This window comes from Rhodoferax sp. UBA5149 (assembly GCF_002413825.1).
In the GTDB taxonomy this organism is placed as follows: Bacteria; Pseudomonadota; Gammaproteobacteria; order Burkholderiales; family Burkholderiaceae_C; genus Rhodoferax.
The window spans coordinates 1-19,795 of record NZ_DHXT01000186.1 but is presented as its reverse complement, the minus strand read 5'-3'; the positions used below and the strand labels follow the sequence as shown (position 1 = coordinate 19,795).

16 protein-coding genes and 2 pseudogenes are annotated in these 19,795 nt (G+C 62.4%); 12 read left to right on the top strand and 6 right to left on the bottom strand.

The window, feature by feature from the left end; genetic code table 11:
* Positions 1-215: 215 nt before the first annotated feature.
* The 3 genes from B3V69_RS16765 to B3V69_RS16755 form a co-directional block, all read right to left on the bottom strand.
* Positions 216-665: a barstar family protein gene (locus tag B3V69_RS16765; RefSeq protein ID WP_296448141.1), complete on the bottom strand. Its 450-nt coding sequence runs from the start codon at positions 663-665 to the stop codon at positions 216-218.
* Between the two features lie 34 nt (positions 666-699).
* Positions 700-1,092 (bottom strand): ribonuclease, encoded by a 393-nt coding sequence (locus tag B3V69_RS16760; protein ID WP_296448143.1) that lies wholly within the window; start codon positions 1,090-1,092, stop codon positions 700-702.
* Between the two features lie 119 nt (positions 1,093-1,211).
* Positions 1,212-3,560, bottom strand: a complete 2,349-nt coding sequence (locus B3V69_RS16755) for an NADP-dependent malic enzyme (protein WP_296448140.1) — start codon at positions 3,558-3,560, stop codon at positions 1,212-1,214.
* A 728-nt stretch (positions 3,561-4,288) separates the two neighbouring features.
* Here B3V69_RS16755 and B3V69_RS16750 point away from each other — a divergent pair.
* The 6 genes from B3V69_RS16750 to fumC all read left to right on the top strand — a co-directional run bounded on the left by B3V69_RS16750 (position 4,289) and on the right by fumC (position 11,353).
* Entirely contained in the window at positions 4,289-5,365 is a 1,077-nt protein-coding gene (locus B3V69_RS16750; protein ID WP_296448139.1) for an ABC transporter substrate-binding protein, read from the top strand.
* Positions 5,366-5,378: 13 nt separating this feature from the next.
* Positions 5,379-6,968: a sugar ABC transporter ATP-binding protein gene (locus B3V69_RS16745; RefSeq protein WP_296448138.1), complete on the top strand. Its 1,590-nt coding sequence runs from the start codon at positions 5,379-5,381 to the stop codon at positions 6,966-6,968.
* Positions 6,965-7,882, top strand: coding sequence for an ABC transporter permease (locus tag B3V69_RS16740; protein WP_296448137.1), 918 nt, complete (start codon positions 6,965-6,967; stop codon positions 7,880-7,882). Before B3V69_RS16745 ends, B3V69_RS16740 begins: the two co-directional genes overlap by 4 nt.
* An 8-nt stretch (positions 7,883-7,890) precedes the next feature.
* Entirely contained in the window at positions 7,891-8,859 is a 969-nt protein-coding gene (locus B3V69_RS16735; protein WP_296448136.1) for an ABC transporter permease, read from the top strand.
* 33 nt (positions 8,860-8,892) lie between these two features.
* Entirely contained in the window at positions 8,893-9,804 is a 912-nt protein-coding gene (locus B3V69_RS16730; RefSeq protein WP_296448135.1) for an alpha/beta hydrolase, read from the top strand.
* A gap of 145 nt (positions 9,805-9,949) precedes the next feature.
* Entirely contained in the window at positions 9,950-11,353 is a 1,404-nt protein-coding gene (gene fumC / locus B3V69_RS16725) for a class II fumarate hydratase (protein ID WP_296448134.1), read from the top strand.
* A gap of 48 nt (positions 11,354-11,401) precedes the next feature.
* On the opposite strand, the gene B3V69_RS16720 is transcribed toward fumC, so the two are convergent.
* From B3V69_RS16720 to B3V69_RS16710, 3 genes are all read right to left on the bottom strand, one after another.
* Positions 11,402-12,631, bottom strand: coding sequence for an FAD-dependent oxidoreductase (locus tag B3V69_RS16720; protein WP_296448133.1), 1,230 nt, complete (start codon positions 12,629-12,631; stop codon positions 11,402-11,404).
* A gap of 1 nt (position 12,632) precedes the next feature.
* Positions 12,633-12,797, bottom strand: coding sequence for a rubredoxin (locus tag B3V69_RS16715; protein WP_296448132.1), 165 nt, complete (start codon positions 12,795-12,797; stop codon positions 12,633-12,635).
* Between the two features lie 97 nt (positions 12,798-12,894).
* Positions 12,895-13,389, bottom strand: a complete 495-nt coding sequence (locus tag B3V69_RS16710; RefSeq protein WP_296448131.1) for a rubrerythrin family protein — start codon at positions 13,387-13,389, stop codon at positions 12,895-12,897.
* 261 nt (positions 13,390-13,650) lie between these two features.
* Here B3V69_RS16710 and B3V69_RS16705 point away from each other — a divergent pair, with 261 nt between their 5' ends.
* From B3V69_RS16705 to B3V69_RS16680, 6 genes and pseudogenes are all read left to right on the top strand, one after another.
* Positions 13,651-14,259 carry an HD-GYP domain-containing protein gene (locus B3V69_RS16705; RefSeq protein WP_296448130.1) on the top strand — a complete coding sequence of 203 codons (609 nt, stop codon included), beginning with the start codon at positions 13,651-13,653 and terminating at the stop codon, positions 14,257-14,259.
* Positions 14,260-14,321: 62 nt separating this feature from the next.
* A pseudogene (locus B3V69_RS16700) lies at positions 14,322-15,362 on the top strand (SPFH domain-containing protein).
* A gap of 51 nt (positions 15,363-15,413) precedes the next feature.
* The gene (locus B3V69_RS16695; protein WP_296448142.1) at positions 15,414-16,880 is read left to right on the top strand and encodes a DUF4178 domain-containing protein; all 1,467 of its coding nucleotides are present in this window, start codon (positions 15,414-15,416) and stop codon (positions 16,878-16,880) included.
* A 49-nt stretch (positions 16,881-16,929) separates the two neighbouring features.
* The gene (locus B3V69_RS16690; protein WP_296448129.1) at positions 16,930-17,151 is read left to right on the top strand and encodes a DUF350 domain-containing protein; all 222 of its coding nucleotides are present in this window, start codon (positions 16,930-16,932) and stop codon (positions 17,149-17,151) included.
* Entirely contained in the window at positions 17,148-18,704 is a 1,557-nt protein-coding gene (locus B3V69_RS16685) for a polyamine aminopropyltransferase (RefSeq protein ID WP_296448128.1), read from the top strand. The genes B3V69_RS16690 and B3V69_RS16685 overlap by 4 nt, the downstream gene beginning before the upstream one ends.
* 455 nt (positions 18,705-19,159) lie before the next feature.
* Positions 19,160-19,780 (top strand): annotated as a pseudogene (locus B3V69_RS16680) (NAD(P)-binding protein); the annotation flags it as partial.
* Positions 19,781-19,795: the final 15 nt, after the last annotated feature.

The window sequence follows — 19,795 nt, the reverse complement described above, 5'->3', positions numbered from 1 at the left end:
GCTTACTTGACGCTATCAGGCAGCAGTCAGCCAATACCCGGCATTGAAGGGGCTGCTCATGCGCAGCGCCAGGGGTGATATGTCCAACAGTTTGTCGGTCGGCATTCTTTCACCGGATTCGGTGGTGAGCTCAATGCCGGACACGGCCTGACTGCCCGCGTCTGTGCCTTTTGCCTCGTTCGCCCGTTCTGCTTGGCTGGTGTGTGCAGAACGGGCTACAGAAAAGAATAGAAACATCGGAACGGTATCTTTCGATCCCCCCAGTAATCTGAGGCGTCCCGGAAAATATCCAGCAACTGCTCGCGTGCTTCCTTGTCGAACTTGGTATTGGCCGGGATGTGCTCCAGAACCGCGATAAAGCCAGGCTGGGGGCCTGATTTGTGCAGCGGGTCGGTCATGCTGTCATACAGCGCATCAAAGTTCTTGCCGACATGCGTGGACAACATGAATTGCTGACCGATCAGGTCCAGCACGTCCTGCTTGGTCTGGGCATTGGCCAGGTTGGCGTACAAAAAATGCTGACCCAGGGCCTGGGCAGCGTCTTGCAGCTCCTGCACCCGAAACGCTCGGATCGACTGGACGATATTGGGCCTCACGCCGCGTAGTGGCGCATCCGCTGTAGCACGCTGTGGTGCTGGAGTTTCTTGACGAAGTGACATATTCATTCCCGCTTCATTTTCCAAAATGACAAAACCAAAATTACGGCACGATCTTGCGGAAGCTTGCATAGTGATCGGCTGTGTAAAAACAGGTGTCCGGTGTTCTGGGCTGCCCCCCGCACACAATGCGCCGGGCTCCCCGGTCGCGCGAACCTGGTGTTGTGACGGTGTATTCGCGGTAGTAACCCCGCTTTTGGGCGGGCAGCAAACGCTCGCGATTGCCAAATACAACCCCGTCTTTTTCATGTGCAAACGGACCACCCTGATAGATCAGTCCGTAGGTTTGCGCGCCTTGCCTGGGCAATTCGGCAACCGCCACCGTGGTCTGGGGGTTTGCAGCAGCAGGGCCTTTGGCCTGCACTGCAGCGGTAGCAAAAATCCCCGAAAGCACAAAGCCAGTGAGTACTAACTTTAAGCTGGTTAAGCGCCACATGAAAAAAACAATCTCCACAACACTCCGGGTTTACCCGGAACTTTCAAGGTTCGTAGTGTCGCGTATTTACATGGAAAATGCAAGTGACTGCCCAATAAATAGGCAGTAAGATAGGTGTTTTAATAGCTATAAGTTGGCGCTAACTTGTCTTGTGTCAATTGGCGGGTGGCATTTGCATCGGCCACAGTGAGTGCTGTCATATTGACAATTCGACGCACCGTGGTGCTGGCCGTCAAAATATGCACCGGTTTGGCCGCACCCAGCAGTACCGGGCCAATGGCAATGTTGCCGCCTGCTGCTGTTTTAAGCAGGTTGTAGGCGATATTGGCCGCATCAATATTGGGTAGCACCAGCAGGTTGGCGTCGCCGGACAGCGTGCTGTGGGGCATGAGGGCTGCGCGCGCCTTGCCGTCGAGCGCGACGTCACCATGCATTTCGCCGTCCACCTCCAGCCAGGGCGCTTGAGCCCGCAGCAACTCCAGGGTCTGGCGCATCTTGATGGCGCTCGGCTGGCTGCTGCTGCCAAAGTTGGAATGGCTCAGCAAGGCGACTTTGGGCTTGATGCCGAAGCGCATCATTTCCTCGGCGGCCAGGGTCGTTATTTCGGCCAGTTGCTCGGCGGTGGGGTCGTAATTGACGTGGGTGTCGACCAAGAACAGCTGGCGCTCGGGCAACATCAGGCCATTCATGCAGGCATAGGTGTTGACGCCCGCGCGCTTGCCGATCACCTGGTCCATGTATTGCAGATGCAAGGCCGTGCTGCCCCAGGTGCCACAAATCAGCCCATCGACGTCGCCTTTGTGCAGCAGCATCGCGCCGATCAAGCTCAGGCGTCGGCGCATTTCAATTTTGGCCATTTGGGCGGTGATGCCCTTGCGCTCGGTCATGCGGTGGTAGGTTTGCCAGAAATCGCGATAGCGATGGTCCTGCTCCACGTTCACCACGCTGTAATCGACACCTTCACGCAAGCGCAAACCAAATTTCTCGATGCGCTCGGCGATGACCAGCGGACGGCCAATCAGGGTGGGCAAGGCCAGGCCCTCGTCCACCACGATCTGGGCGGCGCGCAGGACGCGTTCGTCTTCCCCCTCGGAATAGGCCACGCGCTTTTTGAGCGCCTTTTTGGCGGCCGTGAAAATCGGCTTCATCACGGTGCCCGAGGCGTAGACAAAGCTTTGCAGCTTCTCGCGGTAAGCGTCCATGTCTTTGATCGGACGCAAGGCCACGCCGCTGTCAGCCGCCGCCTGGGCCACCGCTGGCGCAATCTTCATCATCAGACGTGGATCAAAGGGCTTGGGAATCAGGTATTCCGGCCCAAAGGCCAGCAGCTCACCGGCATAGGCGGCGGCGACCACCTCGCTTTGCTCCGCCTGCGCCAGTTCGGCAATGGCGTGCACCGCTGCAATTTCCATCTCGACGGTGATGGTGGAGGCGCCCGCATCCAGCGTTCCGCGGAAGATGTAGGGGAAGCACAAGACGTTGTTGACCTGGTTCGGGTAGTCGGAGCGACCGGTGGCCATGATGGCGTCGCTGCGCACGGCTTTCACCTGTTCCGGCAGAATCTCCGGTGTCGGATTGGCCAAGGCAAATATCAGCGGTCGGGCGGCCATTCTTTTCACCATGTCGGCTTTGAGCACGCCACCGGCTGACAAGCCCAGGAACACGTCGGCGCCGTCAATGATCTCGCCCAAGGTGCGGGCCGAGGTTTTCTGGGCAAAGACAATCTTGTCCTCGTCCATCAGTTCGGTGCGCCCCTCATAGACCACGCCGGCCAGGTCGGTCACGTAAATGTTCTCGCGCGGAATCCCCAGCTTGACCAGCAGCCCCAGGCAGGCCAGCGCGGCTGCACCAGCGCCCGAGGTCACCAGCTTGATATGTTTGGGGTCTTTCCCCGCGACCTTCAGTCCATTGAGGATGGCCGCGCCGACGGTGATCGCCGTGCCGTGCTGGTCATCGTGGAACACCGGTATCTTCATGCGCTCGCGCAGCTTGCGCTCGACATAAAAGCAGTCGGGCGCCTTGATGTCTTCCAGGTTGATGCCGCCAAAGGTCGGCTCCAGCGAGGCAATGATGTCCACCAGCTTGTCGAGGTCGTGTTTTTCGTTGATCTCGATGTCGAACACGTCGATGCCGGCGAACTTCTTAAACAGCACGGCCTTGCCTTCCATCACCGGCTTGGCCGCCAGCGGGCCGATATCGCCCAGGCCGAGCACCGCCGTGCCGTTGGTGATCACCGCCACCAGATTGCCGCGGCTGGTGTACTTGAAGGCGTTGTTGGGGTCCTTGACGATCTCTTCGCAGGGCGCCGCCACGCCGGGTGAATAAGCCAGTCCGAGGTCGTGCTGGTTGACCAGCTGTTTGGTCGCGGCAATGGCGATTTTTCCGGGATAAGGAAATTCGTGGTATTCGAGGGCGGCGCGGCGTAACTCGGCGCGTCTTTCTTCGGCATTGGCCGTTGTATGGGGCATTGTTGTCTCCTGCTGTGATCAGTATGACCGAAAGGTCAGCCCGCCAGCGTTTGTAGGGGAGAGGAATTGTAGGCCTCGCCACGGGAAAACCCTAGTACGTGAATGTGCGTATAGGGGTCTTTGGGCGTTAACGTTTTTGCAGCGCTGAATGCTCGGCAAGGTTTGAACATGGGCGTCCTCTCGCTTGGATATTCCGGTGCACGCTCGACGCTACGAGGCGTCAAGGTCGCCCCATTCGTGTCGCCGGGCTTGCACGCGGTGGTCGCGATCATCGGGTTGACGTTGACGGAACACGTTGAAAACTGAAGATTTGCCTTGCCTTAATTCGAAAAGAAACGAACCATGTTTAGGGAAAACACTGATTCAAACCGCGCAATAAAGATCTAAAGTGAATAGATTGAAACACATTAGAACAAATCACCGTGCAAAAATCGCCCCTTCATCGGATTCATCGCCAGCCAGTGCAACTGCGCGCGGCGCGGCGCGAACCGTTCCGCCACGGCGTAGGGCGGTCCGCTCCCCCGGCACCGGTGACGCAGTCCAGCGTGGTCCGGACCTATTGCAAAGTGGGCGCATATCCGTGACCACCTGCCAACCGTTGGCGGCCCGGACCGATGCATAGGCGCAATCCAAATCACCGCCATAGCCTGCGCTGAGGTCGCCGGTATCCGCAGAAGTTTTCAATTCCCCATTTCCCATTTTTTCACCACCCCCATAGAGGAGACTCCATGTCCAAATTTATCGATCGAACCGCCCTGACGCTGGGTGCCCTGGTTACCGCCGCTGCTTTAACGGCACCGGCGCGCGCTGCCGATGTCGAACTGCTGCCCAATGGCTTGCTGACCCCGACAACCCAGGAGCAAACCCAGCCCAACCAGTTCAAAAAAGCCGGGCCTTGGCGCATCGGGGTGTCGTTCGGTGGCGTGGGCAATACCTGGATCGTGCAGATGATCCAAGAAATGAAATACGAGGCGTCGCTGCACAAGGAGGTCGGCGAATTCATCTTCGTGGAAGCCAACTGGCAAGCGGCCAAGCAGGTCGCCGACGTTGAAGACTTGCTCACGAAAAAGGTCGACGCGATCATCATCGGTCCGATCTCGGGTGCCATCGGCAAGCCACTGATCGAGAAGGCCGCCAAGCAGGGCATCCCGGTGGTGATCTTTGGCGCCTTTGGCAAAGCCATGCAATCGACGGTCGAGATTGGCGCCGGCGGAGAATTGTTTGGCAAGCAGGGCGGCGATTTTCTGCGCAAGGAACTCAAGGGCAAGGGCAATGTCTGGGCGTTTCGCGGCATAGCCGGGGTGGATGAGGAAACCCTGCGCTACAACGGCTTTCGCAAGTCGCTGGAAGGCTCCGACATCAAGGTCACCAATGAAGTCTTCGGTGACTGGGGCTATGCGAAGGGCAAGCAACTGTGCGAGAACCTGGTGCTTTCGGGTAATGCGGTCGATGGCATCTGGTTTTCCGGCGCGGAGATGACCCGGGCTTGCCTGGACGTGTTCAAGGAAAGCGGCAAAGCGCTGGTGCCGATGACCGGCGAAGGCAACAATGGTTTCCTGCGCGCCTGGAAGCAAACCGGCGTGAAGAGTGTCGCACCACAGTTCACGCCGGGCCTGGGGGCCGCGGTCGTGCGCGCTTCGGTGGCACTGCTTGAAGGCAAGCCGCTGTACAAGTCGTACTTTTCTTCCCCGGAGGCGATCACCCAGCGCGATCTCGACAAGTATTTCCGGCCCGATCTCAACGATGCCTACTGGCTGCCCTCGACGTTACCTGAAGCCAAGTTGAAAGAGATGTTCCATCGTTGAGCGAGGGGGTGCCATGTCCGTCAACGCACTGCTCCCCACGACGCCGGTCGGCCGCGGCCTGCATGATCCGATCGTCGTGCGTGGCATCTCCAAGACCTTCGGGCACACCGTCGCACTTCGCAACGTCAGTCTTGCCGGGTGCGCGGGCTCGATCCATGCCATCACGGGTGAGAACGGCGCCGGCAAGTCCACGCTGATGAAGCTGCTGGCGGGCGTCTACCAGCCCGATGCGGGTGAACTGGTGATTGGTGGCGAGGTGCTTCGCCTGAGCAGTCCGGCGGCGGCGCGCAAAGCGGGCATTTCCACGGTTTTTCAGGAACTGACGGTACTGCCGAACCTGACCGTGGCCGAAAACCTGCTGCTGGGCCGTGAGCCGACCTGGATGGGTATTCTCAACCGCACGGGAATGCTGCGCGAAGCGCGTGCGGTTTTGCAGCGCATCGGCATCGATCTGGATCCGCAGCGCGCCTGTGGCAGCCTGACCATCGGTGAGCAGCAGCTGGTGGAAATCGCCAAGGGCGTATCCACCGATGCGAAGGTCTTTATCTTCGATGAACCGACCGCACCGTTGAATCGGGCCGAGGTCGACAAGCTGGAGGCCCTGATCAAGGCCTTGAAGGCGCAAGGCAAGCTGGTCTTCTACATCAGCCATCGACTGGACGAAATTTTCCGGCTCTGTGACACCGTGACGGTGCTCAAGGACGGCCACCTGGTCACCACCCTGCCGACCGAAGCACTGACAACGGACCGTTTGATCACCTTGATGGTCGGGCGGCCGCTGCAAGCCCTGTTTCCCGCGCGCTCGCGCAGCCAGCCGGGCGCGGTCGCGCTCGACGTGCGCAGCCTCACGCCCGTGCCGGGCGGTCCCACGGCCCGCCTGGTGCTTCGCCGTGGCGAGATTGTTGGCCTGGGTGGCCTGGAGGGGCAGGGGCAGCGTGAAATTGTCCGCGCCCTGGCGGGCGTGCTCAGTCCGTTTCACAGCGACATCCTGCGCACGCAAAGCGACGGCAGGACCGGGCGCTTCGAGCCGCGCGACGGTGTCGTGCGCACCGTGGAGCAAGGTGTCGGATTGATCCCGGAGGATCGCAAGCTCGAAGGCCTGTACCTGGAGCTCCCGATCAGGGATAACTTCTGGTTGGGCGGTTTTCGCGGCATGGGTCTGTTGCGCCGGGCCCCGCGCGACGTCAGTGTCGTCGCGCGCATCGCCCAGCGGATGCAGCTGCGCGCCCGCGACTTGGCGCAGGAGGTGAGTGCTTTGTCGGGCGGTAACCAGCAGAAGGTGATGATCGGGCGCTGGCTTGCCGCCGGCGTTGATACCCTGCTGGTCGAGCAGCCGACACGCGGCGTCGATGTAGGTGCCAAGGCCGAGATCTACGCGCTGCTACGCGAGTTTGTGCAGCAAGGCGGCGCCGTGTTGGCCCTGTCGAGCGACCTGCTCGAACTGATCGGCCTGTGCGACCGCATTTTGATGGTGCGCGGTGGGCGCATTGTGGGCGACGTGGCTGCAGAAACGGCGACCGAAGAAAGTCTTCTGGCGCTGGCGCTCGCGGATGTTGCGGCGCCAATGGCCGCGTTGCCAGCCTCCAGCGAGGTGATGGCATGAGGTCGGTACGTTCGGGCATCAGTCGCTATACCGTGGGTTTGCCCTTGTTGCTGTTCGCAATCCTTGCGCTGGGGGCGCCCAATTTTTTGCAAGCACAGAATCTGGCCAATATCAGCGGCCAGACCGCGGCCTTGCTGATCGTGACCCTGGGGCAATTGGTGGTCGCACTCATCGCCGGCATCGACCTGTCAGTCGGTTCGGTGGTCAGTATCGCGGGGTGCATCGTCGCCACCCAGCCCGACCCGCTGTGGGGCATCGGGCTGGCACTGGCCCTCGGGCTCGTGGTCGGGGTTGTGAATGGGGTGGGTGTGGCAGTGGCCGGCATCCATCCGTTGATCATGACACTCAGCACCATGACCTTTCTGCAAGGCTTCGCCTACCTGGTGCTGCCGATCCCCGGCGGCCGGGTTTCCGTGGCCTTGGGCATGCTGGCCAATGACAGCCTCTGGGGCCTGCCACAACCCTTGCTGTGGTGTACGGTATGCGCGGCGTTGGTGGGCCTGTTGCTGTACCGCTCGCGTCTGGGGCTGCACATCTTTGCGGTTGGCGCCAATGCCCGCAGCGCTCACCTCAACGGCGTGCGGGCGGTCGGGGTCGTGGTGCTGGCTTATGTGGTCTGCAGCTTGCTGGCGGTGGTCGCCGGTGTTTACCTGGCAGCGCGCGTGGCCTCGGGCGACCCGAGCATGGGGGCGACTTTTGGTCTGGAGTCGGTGACGGCCGTGGCGCTTGGGGGGGTGCAGCTCACGGGAGGCATTGGCAGCATCTTCGGGGTGGTGACGGGCGCGCTGAGCCTGGGCTTGATCACCAATGGTATCAATCTGTTCGGCATCTCGCCGTTCCTGCGCGGGGCCGTGACCGGCGTGCTCCTGTTGGCCGCCGTGTGTGTCCAACGGCGTGTCACGGTGGGTCTATGAAAGCTGCCATGCAAGCTGTTGTCGCGCTGCGCCCCTCCGTGCCCCGCTGGCGGGAAATCGCTTTCTTTGCCATGGCCGTGCCGCCGGCCTATACCGGCACCTTGATCCTGCTCCTGCTGGCGGCGTTCATGCGGCCGCAGCTGCTGTCTATGATGCTGCTGCCGCTGATCGTGCGCCAGGCCGCGCCACTGGGCCTGGCGGTGATCGGCCAGTCGCTGGTGATGCGCGCGCGATCGATCGATCTTTCTTCGGGCGGCGTCATTGTGGCCGTGTCGTACATCCTGACCAGCGGCTTCTTCCCGGTATCCGAGGGGGTCGCGATGCTGATGTGCGTGTTGCTGGGCTTGCTGGTGGGCGCGGTCAACGGCGTACTGATCGTGCGCGCGCGCGCGTCGTCGATGATCGTGACATTGGCGGCCGCCATGATCCTGTCGGGCATCGTCGTCGCGCTGTCCCAGTTCCGCGCGCCAGGCGACGCGCCCGAATTCCTGCGCGAACTCGCGAGGATGCGTCTGCTGGGGGTGCCCGTGCCCGTGCTGGTGTGGCTGGCAGTGCTGGTTCCTGCGGCAATTCTGCTGAAGCTCACGGTCTTCGGTCGCTACCTGGATGCCGTGGGCAGCAACCCGCAGGCGGCTGCACTGTCCGGCATTCCCTACCTGCGCGTCATCTTCTTTGGCCATGTGGTGTCGGCGCTGATCTCGGTCCTGTGCGGCTTCATTTTGGTCGGCTTCGTCGGCGTGGGAAGCATTACGCTAGGCCAGGACCTGGCGCTCAACTCGCTCGCGGCCGCCATCCTGGGGGGGGTCAACTTTGGCAACGGCAAGGGTGGCATGGCAGGCCCCGCCGTGGCGGCGTTCATGCTGACCTTCCTGTTCAACTTCCTCACCAGCCTGGGCCTTGGCGAACCCGGGCGTTTGATGCTGCAGGGCGCCATCATCGCGCTGGCCGCGCTGGTCTATTCACTGCGCAATCGCTGAAATAAAACCGTCTCCAAGAAAGGACCCCTGTCGATGAAAACTTCCGAGTCCCGCTACCCACTCAGTGCCGATGATGGCTATCCCATGGAGGTCTATGGCTGGAATGCGGACGCACCCCCGGCACGGGCCGTGGTGCAGATTGCGCATGGCATGGGCGAGCACACCAGCCGCTACCGGGCCCTGGCCGAGGCGTTGACCGGTGCTGGCTACGCGGTCTATGCCAATGAACACCGCGGTCATGGTGCCGATGCGGCCGGTCGCGGCGAGCTGGGTGAATTCGGCACGGGCGGCTTCGCCTCGTTGGTGGCGGATATGGCGACCCTCAGCCGATTTGCGCGGTCCCGCCACCCGGGCGCGCCCCTGATCCTGATGGGTCACAGCATGGGCTCGTTCGCGACGCAGGTCTATATGCTGGACCACAGCGCGCTGGTACAGGGTATTGCCCTGTCCGGCACGACGGCGGTTGATCTGCTGGGAACCCAAATCATGGCCGGCTGGAAGCTCGAAGACGCCAACGCCGCCTTTCCGAATCCACGCACGCCGTTTGACTGGCTCAGTCGCGACCCCGCCACGGTGGATGCCTATATGGCAGATTCCCTGTGCGGTTTCACCGTGACGCCCGCGTCGTTCCAGTCGATGCTGCTGGCGTGCGCACGTGCCACGCCGGTGGATGCGTACCAGGGCGTCCGTGCGGATCTGCCACTGTTTGCCTTCGTCGGTGACCAGGATCCCATCAACAATCACCTGGAATGGTTTTATCCGCTGCTGCAACGCTATCAGCGCGCGGGTCTGACGAATGTTTCATCGCACGTCTTCGGCGGCGCCCGGCACGAGGTGTTCAACGAAACGAACCGGGCCGAAGTCGTTGCAGATTTTCTGTCATGGATTGAGCAGACCGTGCTTGGCGATCCGCGCAAGAAAACCAGCGACGCCAGCGGACAGTAAAAAGTAGCGAGACCGCTTCCCGCTGGCGAGCGAGAAATCCTGCATGATGCCGGGGATTTGGCCTATGATGCAGGCGTGTAGCAGGCAGGAGCAAGGCAATGACCGCTTTTACAGCAGTGACTATGACCCCAGCGCGGCGCCTGCCATGAGCGCCACGCGAACCGAACGGGACTCCTTTGGCGCGGTCGAGGTGCCCGCCGACCGGCTCTGGGGCGCGCAGACGCAGCGCTCGCTCGAACACTTCGACATTTCCAGCGAGCGCATGCCGGACGAAATCATCCTCGCCCTCGCCACCGTGAAGGCCGCCTGTGCCCGCGTCAACAGCGAGCTCGGCCTGTTGCCGCCGGACAAGGCGCAAGCCATCGTCGTGGCAGCAGACGAAGTGCTGTTCGGCCGCCACGAGCAGGAGTTCCCGCTGTCAGTCTGGCAGACCGGCTCGGGCACCCAGAGCAATATGAACATGAACGAGGTGCTGGCCAACCGCGCCTCCGAGCTGCTCGGTGGCGAGCGTGGTCAGCAGCGCCGCGTGCATCCCAACGACGAGGTCAATCTCGGCCAGTCGTCGAACGACATCTTTCCCACCGCCATGCACCTCGCCGCGGGCGTTGGCATCGTGCGCGCCTTGCTGCCGGCGCTGACGCATCTGCGCGCCGCGCTGGCGCAGAAGTCCATCGCCTTCGCCGACATCGTCAAGATCGGACGCACCCATTTGCAGGATGCGACACCGCTGACCCTGGGCCAGGAATTCTCCGGCTACGTCGCCCAGCTCGACCATGCCGAGGCGGTCATCACGGCCGCACTGCGCTCGCTCTACCCGCTCGCCGTCGGCGGCACCGCGGTCGGCACCGGTCTCAATACCCACCCCGAATTCGGCCAGCGCGTGGCGGCCGAACTGGCCCGCAGCAGCGGCCTGCCCTTCATCAGCGCCGCCAACAAGTTCGCCGCGCTGGCCAGCCACGACGGTCTGGTCGCCGCGCACGGCGCGCTCAAGACGCTGGCCGTCGCGCTGATGAAGATTGCCAACGACATCCGCTGGCTGGCCTCGGGGCCGCGCTCGGGCCTGGGCGAAATTTCGATTCCCGAGAACGAACCCGGCAGCTCCATCATGCCGGGCAAGGTGAACCCGACCCAGTGCGAGGCGCTGACCATGCTGTGCGCCCAGGTCATGGGCAACGACGTCGCCATCGGCATCGGCGGCGCGTCAGGCAACTTCGAGCTCAATGTCTTCAAGCCGCTGCTTGCCCACAACTTTTTGCAAAGCGTGCGCCTGCTGGCCGACGGCATGGGCAGCTTCGAGCGCCATTGCGTGCACGGCATCGAGGCGCAACGGGAGCGTATTGCCGAACTGCTGGAGCGCTCGCTGATGCTGGTGACGGCGTTGGCGCCGCACATCGGCTACGACCGCGCCGCCGAGATCGCCAAGCGCGCGCACCACGATGGCAGCACGCTGCGTGAGGCCGCGCTGGCGCTGGGGCATGTCACGGCGCAGGAGTTCGACGCCTGGGTGCAGCCCGCCGCGATGGTGGGCCGCAGCGTGCCCTGTCCCTAAGTTCTTTCCGACGAAGCTTGCTGCCTCGTGGGCATCGCCGCACGCCGCTTAGGCGATGACCCGTTTGGCCTGCTCCGCGCGACGGCTGGTGTGTTGGCCGCTCAGTACGAAGCCACGCACTTGACCCTGCGCGTCGATGAACTGCCACAGCCCGGGCTCCGCGCTGCGCCAGTCACCGGCCGTGCCAGGTGCGGGCGCGGCGACCACCATCGGCAGCGCCGGGGTTTTGATCAGCACCGGCATCAGCGGAAAAACCAGCTCGGTGCGGGTGCCGGCCAACGTGGCCGCCAATGCCCTGGCCGCGTTCATGATCGGCATCACGTAGGGCAGGGTGCGGCCGCCCGAAACCGCTGGGCTGCCAGCGTCGTTCCAGGAGCCGGCCGCGTACTGCGCACCGTCGCCCAGGGCAAAGATGTGCGGGCTGCTGGTTTGCAGGGTGGCATCCACCACGACGCCGCGCTCGCAGCGCAGTCCGGCGGCCTGGGCCAGTGTCGTGTCCGCTCTCAAACCGATAGCACTCAGCACCCTGTCGACAGGGACTAACTGCCCATTTGACAACTCGACCTGGAGCGCAGAACGGTGTGCATCGGCGCCCCTGTTCATGGCCGTCACCGTGGCCCCAAAGTGCCAGTGCACGCCCAGCGCCGCCAGTGCCTCGCGCAGCTGTGTGCTGGCGTGCGCCGGCAACAGCGCGGCAATCGGCCCCGCCGCCGGGTCTACCACGCTCACCTGGTAGCCAGTGGCCGCCAAGTCGTTGGCAAACTCGCAGCCAATCAGGCCCGCGCCCATGATCAGGACATGCTTCTTGGGACGCTCGGCGGGCTCGGACGTGCTCTCATTTTCATGGCTGCTACCGCTTGTCAGACGGGCGTGAAACGCCGAAAAGTCGTCGAGTGAGTTGATGGACTGCACTTGGTCTGCCGCGTCCCCCGCGAGCGGCACCCGAATCGGCTGCGCGCCCGTGGCCAGCACCAGCTGGCTGTAACCGAACGCACCCTGGTCGGTGCTGATCATCCGGGTCACCGGGTTGACGGCCGTCACCCGCGTGTGGGCGAGCAGGATGAGCTGGAGCGTCTCCACCATCCTGGTGGCCGGTGTACTGATCAGCTGCGCCGGAGCACGGCCCTGCGCAAACGCGTTCGACAGCGACGGTTTGGCATAGAAGTCGCCACTGTCGGCGGTGATCAGCATCACCGGCGTGCTGCGGTCGAGTTTGCGGAACTCGCGCGCCGTGGTCCAACCCGCCAGACCGGCGCCAATGATGATGATGGGGTTCATTTCAGATCTCTACGGTTTCAAAGTCAGCCTTGGCCACACCGCAATCCGGGCAGGCCCAAGCCTCGGGCACGTCGGCCCATGAGGTGCCGGGCGCAATGCCGTCTTCCGGGCGGCCGCTGGCTTCGTCGTAGATGAAGCCGCAAACAATGCAAAGATAGGTTTTCATGGGATGTTTCCGCAAGTATTGGTTAAATCGGGCCGTAGCCCCCGTTGGATATGCGTAATATGCTACTAAATATATAGCGAATTGCTTGCGCCGAAGGTTATACCGCAGCCTGCGCCGTCACCTTGTTCAGCTGTTCTTGATAGTGCCTGGCGTGGCGCTCTTCCACCTTGGCCAGCGCGGCAAAGCGCTTCTGGGCTTTTTCCAGCGTGGCGCGGAAGGTGGCCGCGTGCACCTTGCTTTCTTCAATCTGCTCATCGATCTCGGCCACGGCAGCGGCGTGGCCTTCTTCCTCCGCGGTCTTGCGAAAGCCGGGGTACATCTCACTGTACTCGTAGGTTTCGCCGTCGATGGCGATTTGCAGCGCGCGGGCCGACGTCATGCTGGCCTTGGGGTAGAGCAAATCCAGGTGGCCAAAGGCGTGCATCAGCTCCTGGTCAGCGGTGGCTTCAAAGGTGCGGGCCGTGTCCTCGTCACCCATCTCGCGCGCCAGTTTGGCGAGATAGCGGTATTTGATGTGCGCCATGGATTCGCCGGCAAAGGCGGATTCGAGGTTGGCGAGGGTCTTGATCTCGGGGCGTTGGGCGGCAGTCATGGTGAGCTCCTGTGGGTTGAACGGTTCGCTGATAGAAGATTTCAATCAGCACAGGACGAATGGTAGAGATTGTAAATTAACAAAGCCAATTGCTTTTTGCTAAGCGATTGATAGGGGCTATCGAGACGGGAAGGCCAGCGTCACCCTGGGTCAGCGAAAACCGGGGCCTCTGCGGTAACGCCGTAGGGCGGTTGGGGTCATTGCACATCGGTCGCATCGGCAAAATCGGTCATACTTGGATTTTCTGCGGGAGGCTCACACTTGGAACCGGACGACCCGATCTATACGGCGCTGTTCACCTACACCAAAGCCTTGTCGGTTGCGCTGGGCTACCGGGACTCCTTGACACGACTGCATTCCGAGCGTGTGCGCGGTCTCTCCGAGGCCATCGGGGTGGGTTGCGGTCTGTCCCATGAAGAGCTCGGCATTCTCAGGATTGCCGCCTCGTTCCACGACGTTGGCAAAATTGGCATCCCCGACCATGTCCTGCTGAAACCTGCGCAATTTGACAGCGCCGAGTGGAAGATCATGCAGCAGCACTCCGAGATCGGGGAAAAGATCATGGCCGCGACCGAGCTCGAAGGTTCGACACACGCCGCTTTGGTCATTCGGCACCACCACGAGCATTACAACGGCACAGGCTATCCGGACCGCCTCGCGGGAGACGCCATTTCAATCTTTTCCCGCATCATCAGCATCGCCGACAGCTACGACGCCATGGCCCAGACCCGGTCCTACCATCGCTCGAAAACGCACGCCGAAATCATGCCGATCCTGCATCAGGAGAGCGGGGAAAAACACGATCCCGAACTGATGCGAATTTTTTTCAAATTCATCGAATCCAGCCCCTTCAAGGCGAACAAAATCTAGCCTCCGGGCCGAGCAGGCCGCCGGGTATCATTCCTTTTCGTTCTCATCTACAGGAGCCGCACATGGGACTGATGGACTTCATCAAGAAACAGTTCATTGACATTATTCAGTGGACTGAAAGCCAGGACGGCACACTGGCCTGGCGCTTTCCGATGGCCGACATGGAGATCCAGAACGGCGCCTCACTCACCGTGCGCGAGTCGCAGCTGGCGCTGTTTGTGAACGAGGGCAAGGTGGCGGACATGTTTGGCCCCGGCACCCACAAACTCACGACGTAGACCCTGCCGGTACTCACCTACCTGAAGAACTGGGACAAGCTGTTCGAGTCGCCCTTCAAGAGCGATGTCTACTTTTTCAGCACGCGCCAGCAGGTCGACCAGAAGTGGGGCACACCGCAGCCCATCACGATTCGTGACAAGGACTTTGGCGCCTTGCGTCTGCGCGCCTTTGGCAACTACACGTTCCGCGTGGCCGATCCCAAGCTCTTTCACACCGAGATTTCGGGCACGCGCGACCGCTATGGCGTGGGTGATCTGGACGGCCAGCTGCGCGGCCTCGTGCTGCAAAACATCAGCAACGCGATCGCCAGCAGCGGCATTCCGTTTCTGGACCTGGCGGCCAACCAGCTGATGTTTGTCCAGGCCCTCACGACACAACTGGCGCCCGAGTTCGCCAAGATCGGCTTGAAGCTCGAAGGCATGACGGTACAAAACCTCTCGCTGCCGGAAGAGCTGCAAAAAATACTCGACCAGAAAATCGGCATGGGCATGGTCGGCAAGGACATGGCGCAATTCATGCAGTACCAGACGGCCCAGGCGATCCCCAAATTTGCCGAAGGCGCGGCGGCGGGTGGCGGCATCGCGGGCGACGCCATGGGGCTGGGCGCCGGTGTCGCCCTGGGCCAGGTGCTGGCGCAAAACCTGCAAGCCGGTTTGCAGGGCACTGCCGGCCACGCCGCGGCGGGCGCGGCCCAGGTTGCTGGTGTGAAAGCCGAAGACGTGATGGCGACGCTGGAAAAACTGGGTGAGCTCAAAGCCAAGGGCATCCTGACGCAGGAAGAGTTTGACGCGAAGAAGGCCGAACTGCTGAAGAAGCTGGTCTGACTTTTTCCCGTTCAACCTGAACGGGGCCAGTTGCTCTCATTTCTGTCTAGCGTGGTCATCGAATCCTCCCAGCGCATCTACTGGGCTCCGTGCCCGGGCTGTGGCGCGCCGGTCGAGTTTCGCAGCGCCCAGTCCACGCACGCGGTCTGCGCCTATTGCCAGAGCACTGTCATGCGCAACGGCGAGACGCTGGCGCGCATCGGCAAGATGGCCGAGCTGTTTGACGACCACAGCCCGCTGCAACTCATGGTCAGGGGCAGCTGGAACAACAAGGCCTTCACCCTGGTCGGCCGCCTGCAGTACAAGTACGGCGAGGGCACCTGGACCGAGTGGCATGCGGTGCTGGATGACGGCAGCAGCGCCTATCTGAGTGAAGACAACGGCGCGTATGTGTTCAGCACGCCGCTGGCAAGCCAGCGTGAACTGCCAGAGGCCGCACACTTCCGCGTCGGTGGCACCACTGCCATCAACGGCCAATCCTTCAGCGTCGCCTCGAACCAGCAGGTGGCGCTGATCTCGGCGCAGGGCGAACTGCCGCGCCTGCCTGAGCTGGGCAAGCCATTTGCCATGGTGGAGTTGCGCAGCCAGGGCAGCGGCAGCATCGGCCGGGAGGAGTCGGTGCTCAGCATTGACTACGGCAGCCGGCCGCCCAGCGTGTCCATCGGCAAACCGGTTTTGCTGGACGAGCTCAAGCTCTCCGGCCTGCGTGACGAGTCGGTCAAGGATGAGAAGGGCCGCCAGTTCAACTGCCCCCAGTGCGGCGCGCCTGTGGCGGTGTTGCTGGCCAGCAGCAAGAGCATTAGCTGTGCGTCGTGCCACAGTCTCATTGACATGTCGCAGGGCGTGGGCGCCGAACTCAAGCACGCGATCCAGGACGAGCCGGTGGCGCCCCTGATCGCCCTCGGCACGATCGGCCGGCTGCAGGGCCTGGACTGGCAGGTGGTGGGCTTCCAGCATCGCATGGGCAATGACCCTGGCGACCCGAGTGACCCGGACGAGCAGTTTGGCTGGGAAGAATATTTGCTCTACAACGCCCGGCGCGGCTTTACCTTTCTGGTGGATTCCACCGAAGGCTGGAGTGTGGTCAAGCCCACCACCGGCGCGCCCGTGATGAGCGAGAACGGCCGGACGGCCACTTATCTGGGCACCCACTACCAGCTGAAAGAAAGCTACAACGCCGAGACCACCTATGTGGCCGGTGAGTTCTACTGGCAGGTCAGTCGCGGCCAGAAGACCTCGAACCGCGATTTCGCCAGTGGCAAAAGCCTGCTGTCGCTGGAGCAGTCAGCCAATGAAGTGACCTGGTCGGTCGGCAGCCAGATGGAGAGCGATGCCGTCGCCAAGGCGATGGGCTTCGGCACGGTCGTCGTGCTCTTTCTCATCCTGCTGCTGTTCCTGTTCTTGATAAGCCGGTGTTCGCGCTGTGACCCGGCCACCGAGAACTGCAGCGCCAGCAGCAGCGCGCGCAGTTCAGGCGGCTCATTTGGCGGCTTCTCCAGCGGCGGCGGGCACAAATGACGCGCCCGATGTCGCTCCACGCAACTCGATATTTTTGAAGGAGATCAGCATGGATATGGAATGGATGAGACCCGGGGCTTTTTTAGGCTCCATCGTGTTTGCGCTGATGGGCGTGATCATTTTCTGGCTGAGTTTTATGATCATCGACAAGCTCACGCCCTACAAGCTGTGGGAAGAAATTATTGAGAAGCAAAACGTGGCGCTGGCGCTGGTCGTGGCCGCCATGTCGCTGGGCATTTGCATCATCGTGGCTGCCGCCATCCATGGATGAGCAGTGAGAAGCTGAACGGGCCGCGCCCGGTTGAAGTCGCCCTGCTGGCCTCGGTTTTCATCGTCTCGGCCTGTGGCCTGGTCTATGAACTCGCGGCCGGCGCACTCGCGTCCTATCTGCTGGGCGACTCGGTGCTGCAGTTCTCCACCGTCATCGGCACCTATCTGTTTGCCATGGGCGTGGGTTCCTGGCTGTCGCGTTTCTTCGAGCGCCAGTTGCCCGCCCATTTCTTGCGCATAGAACTGCTGGTAGCCCTTGTCGGTGGTACGTTACCCGCTCTGCTTTTTATAGCAAATGCCGGGCTGCCGGGTTCTTTCCGGTTGCTGCTCTACGGCTTGGTGCTGGCGGTCGGCACGCTGGTGGGGCTGGAGATTCCGCTGGTGATGCGCATCCTCAAGCGCAATGTGGCGCTCAAAGACCTGGTGTCGCAGGTGCTCACCTTTGACTATCTGGGGGCGCTGGCCGTGTCGCTGGCTTTTCCGCTGGTGCTGGTGCCCCAGCTCGGCCTGATCCGCACCGGCTTGCTGTTCGGGCTGATGAACGCGGCGGTGGCCTTGTGGGCGCTGTGGCTGTTTCGCCATGAGCTGCGCCAGTTCAGGGCGCACGCCTTCGCCTGCGTCGCCACGCTGGGCGCTTTGGCGGGCGGCATGGCCGCCGCCGAGCACATCACGACCTGGGCCGAAGACAAGATGTACCAGGACCACGTAGTGTTTGCCCGCACCTCGCCCTATCAGCGCATCGTGGTGACCTACGGCGGCGGCGAAGGCCGGACTGGCTACCGGCTGTTTCTGAATGGCAATCTGCAGTTTGCGCAGCGCGACGAATACCGCTACCACGAAGCGCTGGTGCACCCGGTGATGGCGGCCTTTTCGGCAACCGGTGGCGCCCCCAAAAAGGTGGCGGTGCTGGGCGGCGGCGACGGCATGGCAGTGCGCGAAATCCTCAAGTACCCCGGTGTCGAAAGCGTCACGCTGGTCGAGCTGGACCCGGCCATGACCGAGCTCTTCTCAAAACAGCCGACGTTGGTGCAACTCAACGGCGGCGCCTTGCACTCACCCAAAGTCAAGATCATCAACACCGACGCCTTCAGCTGGCTGGAGAGCAACGCCGAGACCTTTGACGTGATCGTCGTGGACTTTCCCGATCCGACCAATTTTTCCATCGGCAAGCTCTACACCAACTCGTTTTACGCTCTGCTCGATCGGCACCTGGCGGCCAGTGGCTACGCCGTGATCCAGACCACCTCGCCGCTGGTGGCGCGCAAGAGTTTCTGGACCGTGGTCAGCACCATCGAATCGGTCGGACTCACGGCCACGCCCTACCACGCGCATGTGCCGAGCTTTGGAGAGTGGGGCTACGTGATCGCCAGCCGCCGGCCGTACCGGCTGCCGACTGCCCTCCCCGAAGGCCTGCGCTTCTTGAGCCCGCACAGCCTGCCCTTGCTGTTTGACTTTCCGCTGGATATGGCGCGCGTGCCGGCCGAGGTCAATCGTTTGTCGAATCAGGTGCTGGTGACGACGTATGAGGCGGAATGGGGCAAGGTGGGGCGGTGAATTTTCTTCCCTCTCTATCCCTCCAGCCCCCTTTCCACCCCCACCGGGGCGGAAAGGGGGAGCCTCATTTGATCGCCCGCGCCGGGATCGGATTTATCGGGGACGGTTACGACTGTATTTGGCGCGGCAAGAATTCAAGGCGCGAGTTTCGAGCGCCGGAGGCGAGTGGGTTGAGAGGGGGGCACTGAGCGCGACGTCTTTTTTTGTCTCCTCGCAGCCGCGCAGCGGCAGCCGGTGCCGGACCACAGCGTGGGAGGCAGCCCCAACCGTTTCCCTGGGCCGTAGCGTGCCACCGCAGTCGCAACCTTCCCCGATTTCCCCGTTGCCGAAGGCCTGGGGTCAAATGAGGCGCCCTCTTCCACCCAGCGGGGCGGGAGAGGGGCGGGGGGGAGTGAGTGGGGACAAGCGAGGTGTAACAACCGCCAATCACCTTACCACGCGGCAAAAGCGGAATCATGAAGCGCCGCCACTTCATCGCAGCCTCGACCCTGCCCCTGCTAGGTTGCGAAAAACCCGAAGAAATCACCGGCAGCTTCACCGGCATCAACCATGAGCGCGGGCACTTGCTGCGGGACAACAAGACGTGGCCCAGCCCGTCCGTCACGCGCAAGACGGACGTGATCATCGCAGGCGGCGGTGTCGCGGGCTTGGCCGCAGCCCGTGCCCTGCGCCTACAAGGCCAGGACGACTTTGCCCTGCTGGAGCTGGAAGACACGGCGGGCGGCAACAGCCGCGGCGGCGCGGTGAACGGCATCGCCTGCCCGCTGGGCGCGCATTACCTGCCGCTGCCCAGTGACGATGCGCCCGAGGTGCAGGATTTGCTGGAAGAACTTGGCTTGCGCCGCCGCGTCGCGGGCCGCTGGGAATACGAGGAGCGTCACCTGTGCCACAGCCCGCAGGAGCGCCTGTTTTTCAACGGCGCCTGGCAAGACGGCTTGCTGCCGTTGCAGGGTGTCGGCGCCGCCACCTTGGCGCAGTACCAAAAATTTTCCGGGTTGGTGGAACAGGCCCGTAGCGCCGCGCGCTGGACGATCCCTGTATCAAATCGGCCTCTAGCCCCCGTGCAACGTGCGCTAGTGTAGTGTTGCAAT